General features: G+C 46.4%; 15 protein-coding genes. 10 read left to right on the top strand and 5 right to left on the bottom strand.

The window, feature by feature from the left end; all coding sequences use genetic code 11:
• Positions 1 to 120 precede the first annotated feature (120 nt).
• The 4 genes from nifL (at position 121) to ABUE30_RS04280 (ending at position 5,343) form a co-directional block, all read left to right on the top strand.
• On the top strand, positions 121 to 1,680 hold the full coding sequence (gene nifL / locus ABUE30_RS04295; RefSeq protein WP_408622427.1) for a nitrogen fixation negative regulator NifL: 1,560 nt from the start codon (positions 121 to 123) through the stop codon (positions 1,678 to 1,680).
• Positions 1,670 to 3,244: a nif-specific transcriptional activator NifA gene (nifA, locus tag ABUE30_RS04290; RefSeq protein ID WP_408622426.1), complete on the top strand. Its 1,575-nt coding sequence runs from the start codon at positions 1,670 to 1,672 to the stop codon at positions 3,242 to 3,244. Before nifL ends, nifA begins: the two co-directional genes overlap by 11 nt.
• Before the next feature lie 170 nt (positions 3,245 to 3,414).
• Positions 3,415 to 4,794, top strand: coding sequence for a nitrogenase cofactor biosynthesis protein NifB (gene nifB / locus ABUE30_RS04285; protein ID WP_408622425.1), 1,380 nt, complete (start codon positions 3,415 to 3,417; stop codon positions 4,792 to 4,794).
• A 27-nt stretch (positions 4,795 to 4,821) separates the two neighbouring features.
• Positions 4,822 to 5,343, top strand: coding sequence for a nitrogen fixation protein NifQ (locus tag ABUE30_RS04280; protein WP_408622424.1), 522 nt, complete (start codon positions 4,822 to 4,824; stop codon positions 5,341 to 5,343).
• 27 nt (positions 5,344 to 5,370) lie between these two features.
• Here the strand turns inward: ABUE30_RS04280 and ABUE30_RS04275 are convergent, their stop codons facing one another.
• On the bottom strand, positions 5,371 to 6,315 hold the full coding sequence (locus tag ABUE30_RS04275; RefSeq protein WP_408622423.1) for a LysR family transcriptional regulator: 945 nt from the start codon (positions 6,313 to 6,315) through the stop codon (positions 5,371 to 5,373).
• 169 nt (positions 6,316 to 6,484) lie between these two features.
• Here ABUE30_RS04275 and ABUE30_RS04270 point away from each other — a divergent pair, with 169 nt between their 5' ends.
• Positions 6,485 to 7,954 (top strand): MFS transporter, encoded by a 1,470-nt coding sequence (locus tag ABUE30_RS04270; protein ID WP_408622422.1) that lies wholly within the window; start codon positions 6,485 to 6,487, stop codon positions 7,952 to 7,954.
• Between the two features lie 104 nt (positions 7,955 to 8,058).
• Here the strand turns inward: ABUE30_RS04270 and ABUE30_RS04265 are convergent, their stop codons facing one another.
• The 4 genes from ABUE30_RS04265 to ABUE30_RS04250 form a co-directional block, all read right to left on the bottom strand.
• Complete coding sequence (locus ABUE30_RS04265) at positions 8,059 to 8,628, bottom strand: chloramphenicol phosphotransferase CPT family protein (protein ID WP_408622421.1); 570 nt, start codon at positions 8,626 to 8,628, stop codon at positions 8,059 to 8,061.
• Between the two features lie 97 nt (positions 8,629 to 8,725).
• Entirely contained in the window at positions 8,726 to 9,529 is an 804-nt protein-coding gene (locus tag ABUE30_RS04260) for an ornithine carbamoyltransferase (protein WP_408622420.1), read from the bottom strand.
• A 196-nt stretch (positions 9,530 to 9,725) separates the two neighbouring features.
• Positions 9,726 to 10,697, bottom strand: coding sequence for a nucleoside hydrolase (locus ABUE30_RS04255; protein ID WP_408622419.1), 972 nt, complete (start codon positions 10,695 to 10,697; stop codon positions 9,726 to 9,728).
• Between the two features lie 64 nt (positions 10,698 to 10,761).
• Positions 10,762 to 11,643: a dienelactone hydrolase family protein gene (locus ABUE30_RS04250; RefSeq protein ID WP_408622418.1), complete on the bottom strand. Its 882-nt coding sequence runs from the start codon at positions 11,641 to 11,643 to the stop codon at positions 10,762 to 10,764.
• Positions 11,644 to 11,916: 273 nt separating this feature from the next.
• Here ABUE30_RS04250 and nifH point away from each other — a divergent pair, with 273 nt between their 5' ends.
• From nifH to ABUE30_RS04225, 5 genes are all read left to right on the top strand, one after another.
• On the top strand, positions 11,917 to 12,789 hold the full coding sequence (nifH, locus tag ABUE30_RS04245) for a nitrogenase iron protein (RefSeq protein ID WP_408622417.1): 873 nt from the start codon (positions 11,917 to 11,919) through the stop codon (positions 12,787 to 12,789).
• Between the two features lie 38 nt (positions 12,790 to 12,827).
• Positions 12,828 to 14,312 carry a nitrogenase molybdenum-iron protein alpha chain gene (gene nifD, locus ABUE30_RS04240; protein ID WP_408622416.1) on the top strand — a complete coding sequence of 495 codons (1,485 nt, stop codon included), beginning with the start codon at positions 12,828 to 12,830 and terminating at the stop codon, positions 14,310 to 14,312.
• 11 nt (positions 14,313 to 14,323) lie between these two features.
• The gene (nifK, locus tag ABUE30_RS04235) at positions 14,324 to 15,895 is read left to right on the top strand and encodes a nitrogenase molybdenum-iron protein subunit beta (RefSeq protein WP_408622415.1); all 1,572 of its coding nucleotides are present in this window, start codon (positions 14,324 to 14,326) and stop codon (positions 15,893 to 15,895) included.
• A 70-nt stretch (positions 15,896 to 15,965) separates the two neighbouring features.
• Positions 15,966 to 16,175 carry a putative nitrogen fixation protein NifT gene (gene nifT / locus ABUE30_RS04230; protein ID WP_408622414.1) on the top strand — a complete coding sequence of 70 codons (210 nt, stop codon included), beginning with the start codon at positions 15,966 to 15,968 and terminating at the stop codon, positions 16,173 to 16,175.
• A gap of 79 nt (positions 16,176 to 16,254) precedes the next feature.
• Positions 16,255 to 16,869, top strand: a complete 615-nt coding sequence (locus tag ABUE30_RS04225; protein WP_408622413.1) for a NifB/NifX family molybdenum-iron cluster-binding protein — start codon at positions 16,255 to 16,257, stop codon at positions 16,867 to 16,869.
• Positions 16,870 to 17,006: the final 137 nt, after the last annotated feature.

Here is a 17,006-nt window from a genome sequence, read left to right as displayed (position 1 = left end):
TCTATATTGTGGTTATTAAATAGGGCGCATTTTATGCATCCATTATCCTAGCTACGGTCGATTTCAGGCCAGCTCGAACAAATTGTCGGGTTTCATACAGTCTTGTTGAAGGAATTTTCTATGGCAGAAGTGATGCAACCTTCGTATGGTTCGTTAACGTGGGAGCGGCCGTTTGCTGAGCTATTACAGCATGTGCCTGAGGGGTTATTTGCCCAGGTGGTGGATCAGGCGCCCATTGCGATTTCCATGACCGATTTAGATGCGAATATCTGTTATGCCAATCAATGTTTCTCGCAGTTGACTGGTTATTCGTTAGCTGAGCTCAAGGGTAAGAATCAGCGGATGTTATCGTCTCGCCAAACACCCAAAGACTGTTATCAACAGCTTTGGAAACAAATCACCTCAGGGCAGGTTTGGAGTGGCAAACTGGTTAATCGTACTCGTGATGGTGTGGATTATTTGGCAGAGATTACGATTGCTCCAGTATTCGACAACGATGGTGCGATCACGCATTTTATCGGCATTCAACGTGATGTCAGTCAATCGTATCAATTAACGCAAGAGCTTAGTAACCAAAAAGCGCATTTTGAAGCGGTCCTCAATGCCAATGACAACATGGTCGTCGTTTTCGACAAGCAGCAACGGGTGATTTTAGATAATCTCGCCTATAAAACATTGAAGACTGATTTAGCAGGCAGCGAGCCATTAACCTTTTTTAGTCAGCAGCTATATCAGCAGCATCAACAAATCCTTGATACATTTTTAAGCTCAACTGACGCGCTCATCATTGAATACTGGGTTCGTTCCGAGAAGCGATGGCTATCGTTAAGTTGTCAGCCACTCGCGCATGTGAATGAAAAGGTAAGTCACTATTTTAGCCATCACAATGAACAGCTTTATATTTTAGTAGGACAAGATTGCACTGCCTCAAATAAGTTGCTTATTCAAAATCATCTCGAGCAGCTTCAAGGGCAATTAGCGGATAGTAAAATGCTTTCAGCTATTCGCGAAACTTTGCAAACGGCGACCTACCAGTTGAGTCAACCGATTAATTTATTGTATGCCATGAAACGATTGAATCAACCCCTCGCGGGCCCATCGGCTGCGCTCAGTGATATTCTCAATAGTGCAGAACAAGCTTTGCAAGCCCTACAGGCCAGTATGCCTCGCCTTAAATCGGAAATGAGCATCCATTTTGAGGTGGCTGCGTTAACTGATGATTTAGCATTGTTAGCACAAAGCCGAGCTCGCAGGCTTGGCGTCAAGATGGTGATAGGCGAAGTGGATGTCGCTACCTTAACCGGTCAGCGAGTTCGCATATTAAGTGCGCTGGATCTAGTGGTGGAGCATGCCTTAGTCGCCGCGTTAAAAGGAGGATGCGGTGATGTAAGTCATCAGCCTCAGGTGAATATTACATTTGACTTAGATGATGCATGGTTCTTGGTGCGTATTCGCGATAATGGCCCCCTCCTTGGTAAAGAAGCTTGTCACCGGATTATGCAGCCTTTTTATAATCGTGAATCGCTACGCGATGAGTTTGGACTAGGACTTTGTTTGGCGCGAGATATTGTATTGGAACATCAAGGAACCATGGATGTGGAGCCGATCATGGGCGGCGGAAGCTGTGTGATATTGGCATTACCTGTTGAACATATGGAGGAGGCCTTGGATGATTACTAAATCGACAGTACATGATTTTTCATCTCGTCAGCAACTGCAGGCACTGCAACAGTTGAGCCTAGTGATGAGCCGTACGCTCGATCTTGAACAAGCGCTTTCGCAAATGCTCGCTTGTTTGCAAGAGCAGGTCTCAATGCAGTTAGGAATGGTGGCTTTGTATGACTCCTCGCAACAAGCCTTGATGTTAGAAAAACTCTATGGTGTGTCGGCTGAGGTGAGTAAAGATGTCTCGCAAATTCGCTATCGGCTAGGCGAAGGGATCCTAGGCCAAGTGATGCGTCAAGGGGAGGCGGCCGTTGTTGCAAAGCTGGAAAATGAACCGCGATTTTTAGATCGAATGAATGTGTATGACTATCAATTGCCATTTATTTGTGTGCCAATCCTTGGTCCCGATGCTAAACCATTTGGGGTGCTCGCCGCTCAGCCTATGGAGTCTCGCCCTGAAGAACTCGCGGCTAGAACACGATTCTTAGAAGTGGTCGCTAACTTAGTGGGGCAGACGGTTCGACTCGTAGGACAAGCCAATACGCAACGCCAAGGAATTATTGAAGAGCGTGACCGATTGCGGCGTAAAGTGCGGGGCCAATATGGCTTTGCTAATATGGTTGGCAAAACCCCGGCAATGCGGCAAGTGTTCTCGATGGTGCGCCAAGTGGCTAAGTGGGATACAACGGTGTTGATCCGCGGTGAAAGTGGAACTGGTAAAGAGCTAATTGCCAATGCTATTCATTATAACTCCCCTCGTTCTAATCAAAGCTTTGTGCGGCTGAATTGCGCGGCGTTGCCGGAGAGTTTATTAGAAAGTGAATTATTTGGTCACGAAAAGGGCGCGTTTACGGGCGCGGTTCGTCAACGAAAAGGCCGCTTTGAGCAAGCCGATGGGGGGACCATTTTTCTTGATGAAATCGGTGAGATTAGTCCACTGTTCCAAGCCAAATTATTACGTGTTCTGCAAGAGGGCGAATTTGAGCGAGTCGGAGGGAACGAAACCTTGCGAGTCGATGCGCGCGTTGTGACCGCGACGAATAAAAATCTAGAAGACAAAGTCCGTGAGGGTGAATTTCGTGAAGACCTCTATTATCGTTTGAATGTGATGCCTATCGAGTTACCATCGTTACGTGAGCGAATTGAAGATATCGATTCACTAGCGGAGTTTTTATTGGAAAAACTCAGCCAAAAGCAACACCGCAAATTGCATATTAGTGAAGGGGCCGTGCGGTTACTGATGGCACATAATTGGCCAGGCAATGTGCGCGAGCTAGAAAACTGTTTAGAACGAGCGGCGGTGTTAAGTGAGTCTGGACTGATCGACCGCGATATGATTATTTTAGAGAAATCTCCCATGCATCCCAAACCACAGCCCAGTATGGTACAAAGTTCAATGTCACGTTACGCCAGCGCTGTTTCGCCGCAGGATGAAAGCCTGGATGAACGCCAGCGAGTGATTGCCGCGCTCGAAGCCAGCGGCTGGGTACAAGCGAAAGCAGCGCGCATTTTAGGGATGACTCCGCGTCAAATAGCTTATCGTATTCAGGTGATGAACATCCAAATGCGTCACCTGTAAGATCTACAACAATGTTGGGAGAAAGCGCGACAAACGTGTGTGAATAGTTGTTGTATTAAATAAAAATTATATAAAAACAATACGTTATAAATCCACTTGAACTGGTCTACGATTTGCAATAGTTCTTTATGAGGTAAACCAAGGTTGGTTTGAATGAAAAGGAGAGAGCTATGGGATCGTGTTCAGCAAACTGCCATCCGGATGCGAAAAATGGATCAGTGCTGTCAAGAGCGATGAGCGAGCAGGTGGCTAATCACCCTTGTTATTCGCAAGCGGGCAGTCATCGATTCGCCAGAATGCATTTAGCGGTAGCCCCTAAATGTAATATGCAGTGCAATTATTGCAATCGTAAATTTGATTGCTCGAATGAATCCCGCCCAGGGGTGGTCTCCGAATTGTTAACCCCAATGCAAGCCTTGCATAAGGCGATGTATGTGGCCGAACAGATTCCGCAGCTTTCGGTGATTGGTATTGCAGGTCCCGGTGACCCTTTGGCAAATCCGCAAAAAACGCTGCGAACGTTGGAATTGCTTAGGCAAAACATGCCCGATATGCGCTTATGCCTATCAACCAATGGGCTCGCATTACCCGAGTTTATTGATGAACTGTGTGATGTCGGGGTTGATCATGTCACCATTACTATTAACACCCTAGATGCCTACCTTGCGGCAGAAATCTATGAGTGGGTCGCCTTTGAAGGGCAAAGCTATACAGGCCTTAGTGCTGGACAGCTATTGATCGACCAACAACTTGAAGGACTCCGCAAATTAATGGAGCGCCAGGTTTTGGTGAAAGTGAATTCGGTGCTGATCCCTCGAATCAATCAACACCATCTGCCAGAGTTAAGCCGAGAGCTACATCGCCAGCAGGTGTTTTTACATAATGTCATGCCACTGTTAGCCAAGCCTGAGTATGGAACCAAGTTTGGCTTAGCACATGAGCCCGAGCCCACTGCCGAGCAAGTGGAGTCAGTGCGTGAAAATTGCGGTGAACAAATGGCTCAAATGACGCATTGCCAGCAGTGCCGAGCCGATGCGATTGGATTTTTAGGTGAAGATCGCAGTCAACAATTCAATTTAGCCCAGTTGCCTAATTTGCCATTAGATTATGCTGTCGTGATGGCCAATCGGACGCGCATTCAGGCCGATATTGCCAGCCACGGAGCCGCCAGTGATGATGATGCGAAGTTGGTTGCAGTCGCCAGCTCAAGTATGACGGTGATTGATCAACATTTTGGCCATGCTCGAGCCTTGTTAATTTATTCGGTAACTGATGATGGCGTACATTTTGTGCAGCGTCGCCATGTACCGTTATATTGCCAAGGTGAATCGCAATGTGATGAAACAAAACCGAACGAGTCAGTGTTTCAGGTGCTAGGGGATATCGACGCTGTGTTTTGCGCGCGCATTGGCCGCGAACCTTGGCAACAGTTGGAACAACAGCATACGGTGCCAGTGATCGATTACGCCTGGCAACCAATTCACCAGTCGTTGCAGCAATGGTGGCAAGATAGTCAAAAGATGCCACAGATACAGTTGGATGTTGGATAAGCTTTCAGATGAAATAGTGGAGGCAAAATGACTGACGAAAAGGTGCAATATTGGAGTTGTCTACTCGTGGCTCGTCAGCGTCAGGGTTTTGGGATTTTAGGCGAAAACTTACAGCTTGGCGAAAATGACTATGCGCGGTTGCTGGTATTAGCGAATAGTTGTGATACCACACCCAATATAGAGCAAGAGTCGCTTAAAGCTCGGTTGCTACAATTACAAAAGCAGCGACGCAAGGATGAATTTCAACAACTTTATCAATGGCTCTTGCATTTTCAAACCCCTAACGATTGGGATATGGCGATGGTGATTTCCAGCGCTAGTATGGGATTTCACCATTTATGGCAGGATCTAGGGCTGCCTAAAAGAGCGATGCTCACCCAATTGATGGTGGATTGTTTCCCCGAACTCGCCGCGCGTAATTACCCTGCGATGCGTTGGAAAAAGTTTTTTTACCGGCAACTATGCCTTGAGCATGGCGCCTTAGTTTGCCGCTCGCCTTCGTGCGATGAATGCACATCTTATCAAGAGTGTTTTGAACCTGTTGACTAGCTGCAAGCTGTGCGTGACTTGATCGGATCAGCAAGGAGCATCTGATCCCATTTTTTCTCGGCATACACTGAGAACCAAGTTACGAAACCAACGATGCGCTGAGTCCATCTGCAAACGGGGGTGCCACATTTGAGAGACGCTAATAGACGGCGTTGCGACGGGTAGTTCAAATGTTTTGAGTTGATTTAATTGCTGGGCGTTATTGATTAACGGGTGCTGGGATGCAAACGATTCTGGTACTAAAGCGATAAAATCGGTTGTCATTGCGACTGTAAATGCTGCGTTAAAACTGGGCACTACCGCTGCAATATGCCGTTGTAACCCTAATTTATCTAGGGCCCTATCGATAGGGCCAGTGGCTAAACCGCGGCGCGATGTCACCACGTGTTTGAACGCTATATACTCTGTTACGGTTATTTGTTTGGTTTGCGCTAACGGATGGTGTTGATTGATCACGCCAATAAAGCGATCTTGGAAGAGCATCTGTATACGTATTTCTGGGCCCATCTGCTCGCCCCCTACACCCATTTCAAGATCGATCAAGCCCTCTCGCAGATGACGCGTGTTTTTCTCAGATTTGGGCGTAAAGCGCAGTTGTACCAAAGGGGCGACTTGCGCCACCTGACTAATCAGTGATGGACCCAATGCTTCCACAAAACCGTCATTGGTTCTAAGAACAAATGTTCGCTCAAGAGAAGCGGTTTCTAGGGTTTTGAAATTTGGGCGAAGAATCGATTGCGCTTCAAAAACAGTGTGCTGGGTTTGCTCTCTAATTTGCTGAGCATAGGGCGTTAAAACCATATTACGCCCCGCACGGACGAGCAGCGGATCGCCAGTGACCGTACGTATTCGGCTCAAAGTTCGGCTCATTGCAGAAGTGCTCAGATTTAAGCGGCGAGCGGCTCCTACCACACTTTGTTCGCTTAATAGCGCATCGAGTGCCAATAATAAGTTAAAGTCAGGCTGATTCATCTGCGGTTCTCAAAGCTAATTCAAATGACATGGCGTCATATGCAATATATAACTGTAAATGATGCATCTTCCACTATTTATCTTACTTTTATACACTTTCATTACCAATAAAACTGTGATGATTTTTTACAGATGCCGCGATGTTGACCCATGTAGAAGTGAGAGTGATATGACATTATTTTCTGATAAGCCGGGTGATGAAGGGTTGCCGGGTAAGGCGCGTTGTCTAGCCATGATTGCGGTGATGATCACCACCACGATGAATGTATTTGATGCGTCGATGATCAACATTGCCTTACCCACCATCTCGCAAACCTTGCGCGTTCCTGCGTCGGCGGCAATATGGGTGATGAATGCCTACCTGTTGTCAGTGGCGATGACGCTGGCTATCTTTGCGGCGCTAGCCACTCGAATTGGTTATCGGGTTCAGTTTGTGGCTGGGTTAGGCCTTTTTACTCTGGCTTCACTGGGCTGCGCGGGCTCATCCTCTTTACCACTACTAATTGTGATGCGATTCGTACAAGGGATCGGTGGGGCGGCCACATTGAGCATTGCTCCGGCGTTGCTTAAATCAGTGTTTCCTCGCCGGTTACTCGGGCGAATCTTAGGTCTGAATGCGTTATTAATTGCGCTATGTACCGCATTGGCTCCTATTTTAGGAGGGACGATACTCGCTTTTTTTCGTTGGCAATGGTTATTTGCAATGAATCTACCGTTAGGTATCGCTGCCATAACACTCGTGCTGCGGACGATTGATAACCAGCCTAACTGCGTGACAGAACGGTTTGATACCTTAGGCGCGGTCATGTCGGCGATTGCCCTAGGGTCGTTGATTATGTGTGCTAATAGCTTTTCTCAAATCGCTTCGGATAGCGCTCAGTGGCGGCATCCCATTGAAGTGGCAACGAGCTATGCTGGCGCGGCACTAATCAGTACTTGGGTTTTTATCCGTCGGCAACGACGCGCCGAACGACCATTGATTCCCCTTGCCATGTTCTCTTCAGCACGCTTTTCATTAGCGGCTTTTACCTCGCTGATTTCATTTGTCAGTCAAAATATGACGTTTATTGTATTACCCTTTTTATTTGAAAATGTCTATGGATACAGTGCATTGCAAAGTGCGTTACTATTTACCCCGTGGCCGATTGGAATAGCGCTGGCAGCGCCCAGGGCAGGCCGTTTAGCGGACCAATATAAACCTGCCTATATTTCGACGATTGGTCTGACCATTTTTGCTGCGGGGCTTTTGTCACTGGCGTTATTGCCAACATCGCCTGCAATTTGGGATCTCTGCTGGCGAAATTTGCTCTGTGGCATTGGTTTTGGCTTATTTCAAAGCCCTAATAATCGTGAAATGTTGGCCAATGTGGCCATGGCGAATAGCAGTTACGCATCGGGCGTATTGGCTATTATGCGTACTTTCGGTCAATGTTTAGGTGCGGCGTGTGTCGGGATCATTCTTTCCATATTGGCTCATATCGATATTGGGCGAGTGGGGGCGGGTAGTTCGATCGTGCGCTCTATTCACCTCTGTTTTTATCTAGCACTTGGTGGATCGATACTCGCCATTTTGCTTAGCCTGAGCCGGATCAGAAAACCTGATTTTAATTGCGTTGAAAGTGCAAGTGAGGTTAGGTGATAAGCATTTTCAGATAAATAATCGCTTAGCGGGGTTAACGTTAAACGATGCATTGCGCCTAAATGACCGGCCACTCGACGCTATCTTTTGCGACAAACTTTGGCTTAATTATTTGTGATGTGCCAAATAATCTGCTTTGCACAATCAATTGCAGAGAGTGAACTGGTCGAGACGGTTAGATCGTAATTGACCCCTTCGTGAACCCTATTGGCTTGTTCAAGGGCCGAACCATTGATCCGGTCACTGCGGGCATTTTCACGACGTAACAGTTCGCTTTCTTCACATAAAACACCGACAAATAGACGGCTACTGTCGCCCAGTGCGGCTAACCAAGCCTGCTGCTCTTTTTGACCATTCATTACGTCATCAACAATGACTTTTAAACCTGAGTTGATGAGGTGTTTGACGCACGAATGATAGGCTCGATTAATCTGCCGGCCATAATCGCCGCTTTTGATTCTTAGTGTTTGTTTACCCTTGATCTGCTCTGTTTTCCAATAAAAACCATCTGCAGTTTGATCGGGTTGTGTAAGAGCATTACATCGTTGTGGCATCATCGCAATAAAAGTATCAATGCCAATATGTAGATAATTTTCATCCAAAAGGGCTTGTAATTGTTTGGCAATGGAACTCTTACCCGAGCTGCTCGCACCATTTAAGATAATGACATCCACGTGTTAAATGCTCCTTAGCCATGTTTGTAGTATGATCAGCGTTTATGCGCTGCTAAAGTAGTTTTCGGCGTCACTTCGTTTGATCTGTGGTGCTGACTTACCCTTTTCTGAGTAAGTAGGCAATAATCGCTGTTTGTACGGGCAATAATAATGCTTTGCTCTGGTAGCCCACAAAATTTGTCGTATCGCTTAACGACTGTTGTAACTCACGACCTACAGTCACTGGTGGTGTTGGGAGTAAAATTGGATAACCCATATCACGTAACTTATTCTCAGAAAGACTGTACTTCGTATCAAAAAAGCCAACAGGCCAAGCATCGCTCACAACAACATCATAGTTTTCTGTTAACTGCTCGGTATACATGACATTTTTTGTTTTTTGGTGGTATTCGCTGGGACAAAAGTGCGTCATATTTAGTCCTAAAACACTCGATAATGAATGCCACGATTTAAAAATATTCGTCACAGGTCCCCACAGTAAAATACGTACGCCGCTGAGCGATCCAAACTTTGATAAAAGATAATAGGCGTCAGTCAATACTTCGCAAGGATGAGCATCACTGGACATGGCGTTGATCACTGGCCTTGTTGTCTCAGCTGCAAACGCGGTTAATCTTTGGTGGTTAGCGTGACGAATGACATACATTGAATAGAATTCATCCATATAACCCGCCAAATCCTGCACCGATTCATCTGTTTTTAAAAAATTGGGTAGCTCTATATACTGAGCGCCAAGTTTTTGGAATGCTTGAATGAAAGTGGTTCTTGTCCGTATTCCATTGCCTTCGAACGACCAAGCAATATGACCTTCAAAGCTGGTAGGCGAACTATCTGTAACATTTTTCCATATTTGTAAGATATCTTCTGCATCGAAATCGTCAATATCGAGTAAATTTAGCATATTGCATTGATCTCCATGTTAGCGGCTAACACTACGTTAATAGGCAGGAAAGCATGATGGGGTAGCATATCGGTAAAGTCAGAGCAAAAGTCGTGCAGCTTTAACGGTCAATTGAACTTTTTTGCTTATACACGGTTACCCTATTCAAGCTCACCCAATATGCTACGGCATATTGGGTCATTAATTTTTTGCTCGCTTACTGAGTTTGACTGAGCGTTTGTTCGAACAAATCGAGCATGCGCTCACTATCAACCTGCATACAAACATCCACCAACGGTAAATTATCCCAGTGTGGTTCAGGGAAGCTCATCCCTTTAGGACAAACAATGGTTTGACCGCTAGCAATGCCTTCACATGCGACGCGAATGGCTGCTGGTTCAACTTTAAATAAGCTAGGGTCAAGCGCGTAGGCAATAGTGGAAGCATCATGGAAATAGCAGCCATCGACGCCATGCAAATTCCGATAAAAATCAATATAAAATTGGGCAGATCGGTATAAAAAATCGCCTATTTTCGGGTTGTTTTGTTGAATGCGCATCAGCCGGGTATTGGTCAATAATACTTGATGGGTGACGTCCAACCCGATCATGGTGACTTTCCACGGGGCGGTGAATACTTGGTCGGCGGCATGCGGATCATTAAAGATATTCGCTTCAGCGACGGGTGACATATTACCAAACGTTTGTGCCGCACCGCCCATTAGGATCACTTCGTCAACCAGATCGGCTATTTGGGGATCAAGCGTGAGGGCTTGAGCTAAATTGCCAAGCGGTCCGAGTGCAATTAAGGTGACTTGGCCAGGATTTGTACGCACCTGTTCGATAATAAATTCAGCAGCGCTGAGCGAGAGGGGTTTGCGCTGCGAAGCGGGCCAATGAATGTTGCCCAAACCATCATCGCCATGGACTGCCTCAGCATGTGGTTTGGGAGGCATTTGCAAAGGAACACTCACTCCTTGTGCCACCGGCGCTGTACTATTGCCGAGCTCTGCTAAAATAAGTGCATTTTCCGTCGCTCTTTCAACGCAAACATTGCCAAAGGTGGTCGTCAGGCCAATCACATCCAGTTGGGGGGATTGCATGGCAAATAAAATTGCCATGGCATCATCAACGCCAGGGTCGGTATCTATAATGAGCTTGCGAGCCATTCGTTCATCCTCGGTTAACATCGATCTGTAGTCCTAGCATGTCGAGATTGAACGAATACGTCAATATGTGTTGAACACACAGATCTTAAAGATGAAAAACCTGCTTAAAAAATTCACTGACTCGCCGCTGCGCATCTTGCGCGGCTTTGGCTTGATAACCTAAATGCGTGCCGCGTTCGATAGTTGTATCACTATAGCTAAAGCGATTGCCCGTGGCCTGATTGATCAGTTGGCCGGGAGTTTGCTCAATAATTTGGCAGTGACGTGTGGACTGACTCTTTGAGCGAAAGATCCGCTCAGGCAAAGCTTGACTGTCAAATCCGTGCTGGGCATCAGGATAACTGATCAGCTGAATATCAGCGCCAGCTTGTTGTGCTCGCTGGGTAAACATCTGACTGGCTGCGATGGGGTTAAAGTCATCACATTCACCATGAAAAATACGGATAGGGCGATCGACCAATTGGGTATCGTCAATATATTGAAAACTGCAGTTTGGGTAAAATGAAACAAATGCAGCAAAGTGATTGGGTGCTTGGCTAAAACGTTTAGAAAAACGACTCATCGCCGCATACAGAGCGCCTTGTCCCCCGCGAGAAAAACCCATCAGCGCAATTTTTTTGGCATCGATGCTAGGGTGTTGGCACAAGCGAGCAAGCGCTGCATAGGCATCGACAATACTCGACAAACGGCCTAAATCGCTTTGATTAGTATCAACATTGCTCAATCCTCGTCCCGTAAAACTGTCAATCACAAAGGTTGCGATTGATTGTTGATTGAACCGTGCGACCCATTCATCTATTTGATCGTGATAGCCACTGGAGCCGTGTAATAGCACCACGAGTGGTTGACTGCAAGCGCTGGGAAGACGAAGCACACCGGCGATCATTGTCGGCGTGCCCGCATCGCCGCTCAGTAACTGTTCGTCGCTAAGGGTCATTGTGTCGATAGGAAGTACTTGGGTCTGCATAGAAACTTGGTAACTAGCTGATGAATTTGCTTATTTTAAGCTAAGTTTTGGAATAAACAAAGCGCACAGCGTGCTGATTAATTTGGCTGTGTAAGGCTTAGGTCGTCATTGTCGGCTCTGTGACAATTCGCTGGTTTTTGTGGGAGTTAATACGTGTCGATAACGTCTAAATATATATTTTCATATTATTTTTCAATTAGTTAAATATAAACATTGGTCATGGTACAGAGTGTGCACATTATCAACGGTATTCACATCACTAGGAGATACACCATGGTCATGCGTCAATGTGCCATTTACGGAAAAGGTGGGATCGGAAAATCGACCACTACACAAAATTTAGTCGCCGCTTTAGCTGAAGCCAATAAGAAAGTAATGATTGTCGGCTGTGATCCAAAAGCTGACTCAACTCGCTTAATGCTGCATGCCAAAGCGCAAAACACCATTATGGAAATGGCCGCTGAACAGGGGTCGGTTGAAGATCTTGAATTAGAAGATGTGCTCAAAGTCGGTTACGGCGGGGTGAAATGCGTTGAATCAGGTGGCCCTGAGCCGGGCGTTGGTTGTGCGGGTCGTGGGGTTATCACCGCAATTAACTTCCTTGAAGAAGAAGGCGCTTATGACGAAGACCTCGATTTTGTTTTCTATGACGTGCTTGGGGATGTGGTTTGCGGTGGATTTGCCATGCCAATTCGTGAAAACAAAGCGCAAGAAATTTACATCGTGGTCTCTGGCGAAATGATGGCGATGTATGCGGCAAATAATATTTCGAAGGGGATCTGTAAATACGCTAAATCGGGCAGTGTGCGTCTAGCTGGATTGATCTGTAACTCGCGTAATACTGATTGTGAAGATGAACTGATTATGGCGCTAGCCGAAAAATTGGGTACGCAAATGATCCATTTTGTACCGCGCGATAACGTGGTGCAACGTGCCGAAATTCGTCGTATGACGGTCATTGAATATGATCCCACTGCTAACCAAGCACAAGAGTATCGAACACTGGCACAAAAAGTGATTGATAACAAAAAATTTGTGATTCCAACGCCGATCACTATGGATGAATTAGAAGAGTTGTTGATGGAGTTTGGCATCCTCGAAGAGGAAGACGAAAGCATCATCGGTAAATCGGCCACATTGGTATAACGTTGCGTCGACGCTGATATGGACAAGGAGTACCTCAAATGACAGACAGAACTATAGAAGAGAATCAGGCGCTGATTCAGGAAGTATTGGAGATCTATCCTGACAAGGCGAAAAAGGACCGCGCCAAGCATTTAACCACCAGTGATCCACAAAGTGATGGTAAGTGTGTGGTCTCTAATCGTAAATCAGTCCCTGGGGCGATGACGATTCGTGGCTGCTCATATGCAGGTTCCAAAGGCGTCGTCTTCGGGCCGCTCAAAGACCTAATTCATGTGTCTCACGGCCCTGTGGGTTGTGGGATGTATTCCACAGGTGGACGACGGAACTACCTAACGGGGGTCTCTGGTGTTGATAGCTTTTCGATGATCAACTTTACCTCGGATTTTCAAGAGCGCGATATTGTGTTTGGTGGGGACAAAAAACTAACCACTATCTTAGAAGAGATCGATACCTTATTCCCTCTGAATAAAGGCACAACGATTCAATCTGAATGCCCGGTGGGACTGATTGGGGATGATATTGAAGCGGTCGCTAAAGCCAATAAAAAACGCAACGGTAAAACCTGTATTCCTGTTCGCTGTGAAGGGTTTCGAGGTGTCTCTCAATCGCTAGGTCACCACATTGCCAACGATGCGATTCGTGACTGGGTATTGGGTAATCGTGATGATGAAAATTCGTTTGAAGCAACTGATTATGATGTCGCCATTATTGGTGATTATAACATCGGTGGGGATGCTTGGAGTTCACGGATTTTACTCGAACAAATGGGTCTGCGGGTGATCGCGCAGTGGTCAGGCGATGGTTCGCTGGCAGAGATTGAAAATACACCTAAATCGAAGTTAAACCTGATCCATTGTTACCGCTCAATGAACTATATCGCGCGGCATATGGAAGAAAAGTATGGTATTCCATGGATCGAATATAACCTCTTTGGCCCGACTAAAATTGCTGAGTCGCTACGCACGATTGCCAGCTACTTTGATGAAACCATTCAACAAAATGCTGAGAAGGTGATCGCTTCCTATCAAGGGGAGTATCAAGCGGTGATTGACAAATATCGACCACGCTTGGAAGGCAAAAAAGTGATGTTGTACGTGGGGGGATTACGCTCACGACATATTATCGGTGCTTATGAAGACTTGGGCATGGAGATTGTCGGTGCCGGATATGAGTTCGCCCATGCGGATGACTATGATCGCACCGTCGGTGAATTAAAAGAAGCCACATTACTGTATGACGATATCACAGGCTATGAGTTTGAAGAGTTTGTTAAAGCGGTCAAACCCGATCTGATCGGTTCTGGGATTAAAGAGAAATATATCTTCCAGAAAATGGGGATTCCATTTCGCCAGATGCATAGTTGGGATTATTCCGGTCCGTATCATGGCTATGATGGTTTTGCTGTCTTTGCCCGAGATATGGATATGACTATCAACAATCCGTGTTGGTCACTGACTACGCCCCCATGGCTAAAAGTTGATAATCAGACTGACGCTGTTGTCGCAGAGGAAAAAGTCGCTTAAGGAGATAAATGATGGCGCAATCAATTGATAAAATTAAACCTGGTTATCCTCTGTTTGAACAACCGGAGTATCAGGATGTATTAAACCGTAAAAAGGCTCTGTTTGAAGAGCCAGAAACGGCTGAAAAGATCAAAGAGGTTTTTGAGTGGACGACTACTCAAGCCTATCAAGATCTTAACTTTGAACGTAAAACGCTAACCATTAATCCGGCTAAAATGTGTCAGCCACTCGGCGCAGTTTTGTGTTCCCTTGGGTTTAAAAACACGTTGCCATACGTGCATGGGAGCCAGGGTTGTGTCGCCTATTTTCGGACCTATTTTAACCGTCATTTTAAAGAACCAATTGCTTGTGTGTCAGATTCGATGACAGAAGATGCCGCGGTGTTTGGTGGCAATAAAAACATGAATGATGGTTTGGAGAATGCCTACGCGTTGTACAAACCGGAAATGATCGCAGTTTCAACTACCTGTATGGCTGAGGTAATTGGGGATGATCTGAATGCTTACACCCTAAATGCTAAAAAAGATGGGTATGTTCCCAATGAGCTGCCATTGCCATTTGCGCATACGCCAAGCTTTGCGGGGAGTCACATTACCGGTTGGGATGCCATGTTTGAAGGGTTTTGCCGTTACTTCACGGTGAACAAAATGGCCGATAAGGCAGTTGGTAGTAATGGCAAAATTAATCTGGTCACAGGTTTTGAAACCTACCTTGGCAATTATCGGGTGTTAAAACGGATGATGGTGCAAATGGGCGTGGATTATTCATTGCTCAGCGACCCTTCTGAAGTTCTGGATACCCCTGCCGATGGTGAGTATCGAATGTACGCAGGGGGGACGACTCAGGAACAAATTAGTGAAGCGCCCAATGCCATCGATACATTGTTGTTGCAGCCCCATGGTTTGACTAAAACCAGTAAATTTATCAAAGTCACCTGGCAACAACCGGTGACACCGACGCGTGTGCCAATTGGGCTGAGTGCAACCGATGAGTTGTTGATGACCATTAGCGAGCTCACTGGGAAACCGATTGGTGAGGCCTTAACACTGGAGCGGGGTCGATTAGTTGACATGATGACCGATTCCCACACTTGGTTACATGGTCAGCAGTTTGGCTTATATGGGGACCCTGATTTTGTCATGGGAATGGCGCAGTTTTTACTTGAACTTGGTGCTGAACCAACGGTCGTGCTTTGTCACAATGCCAACAAACGTTGGAAAAAAGAGATGGATGCGATCCTTGAAGCATCGCCTTATGGACAAAACAGTGAGGTTTTTGTCGGTAAAGATCTATGGCATTTTCGCTCGCTAATGTTTACGCGCAAACCTGATTTTATGATCGGGAACTCCTATGGCAAATTTATTCAACGTGATACGCGAGCAAAAGGTAAGGAATTTGAAGTACCGCTGATTCGACTCGGTTTTCCGTTGTTTGACCGCCACCATCTCCATCGACAGACAACTTGGGGGTATGAGGGGGCGATGCAAATTCTCACTACACTGGTAAACGCTGTGTTAGAGCAATTGGATGAACGCACCATGGCGATGGGTCAAACCGATTATGGTTTTGATTTAGTACGTTAGTGGATTGAAACGTAAACAGGCGCTTGTATCAAGCGGCTGTTTGTTTTTGTTCAAAGGCAAGGGAGTGGTCATGGCGAATGTGATTTTACGCCAGCAGAGCGATGGACTGTATTGTTATATCGCCAAGCGGGATCTAGAAGCACGAGTGGTGCAAATTGAATTTGAGAAGGCGGATTGTTGGGGCGGGCGTTTGGAATTGGCTGATGGACAAGCCTGGTATTTAGCGCCACAACCTGCTGTTCCCTCGTTTCCATTTAAAGTGCGGCTTTCCCGAGGCTAAGTTATCGCGCCATTGAAAAAACGTGATAGCTGGATGGGCAATAGGGGATGAATGAAAAGTCCGGAAAATATGGAGAGTTATGATGCAATATTCTCAACTAGAACAGCTGGTGTGTCGGCGTTACCAAATCGCTGAACAATTGCAGATCCCAGCGCATCAGATCAATCTGCAAGCACTGCTACAAGGTAACGTAGACGATCTCGCTGGGCTGTGTTCACACACAGTCGCACAGCTCAAAGCGCTACTTGAGACACCGTTATTGGAGCGCTGGCAATTGCTTGAACGGCGGGTGCCCAGACCGGCGCAGACATTGCGCTGTGCGCTAGCAAGCCTTGATGGTGAGACAATTAATGGCCATTTCAGCCGTTGTCCACTGATCTCTGTATACGATGTGTCCAGTTCGAGTGTCGAGATTGTTGCGCTGCGGCAGATGCCCGAAGCCCACGGCGCAGATGATCATGGGGCGCGCGTGAATGCGCTCAATGATTGCCAATTATTGTTTGTGGCCGCCATCGGAGGCCCAGCCGCTGCACGGGTGATTCGCGCCGATATTTACCCCATGAAAGTCGCAGAATCTACCTCGGTTGAACAGACGCTAGCTAAGCTCCAGCAACGGCTTAAACAAGGCGAATTACCGCCATGGCTAAAAAAAATCATGGGGGAGTCTTGGCAAATGATGGATTGGTCGGCATGAAGAGACATTTTGTCTCTTTTGTGGGGAAGCTGACAGGTACGATTGCCCATTTGACGCGCTTTAGCGACTAAGAACGAACTTTGCATATATTAACAAATTAATAGTAATCCAAACGCAGTAATTCGCTCAGTTGTTTG

Source organism: Celerinatantimonas yamalensis, from assembly GCF_046054155.1.
Classification (GTDB): domain Bacteria; phylum Pseudomonadota; class Gammaproteobacteria; order Enterobacterales; family Celerinatantimonadaceae; genus Celerinatantimonas; species Celerinatantimonas yamalensis.
Note: the sequence above shows the minus strand (reverse complement) of the source record. Positions and strands in the feature narration are given on the sequence as shown.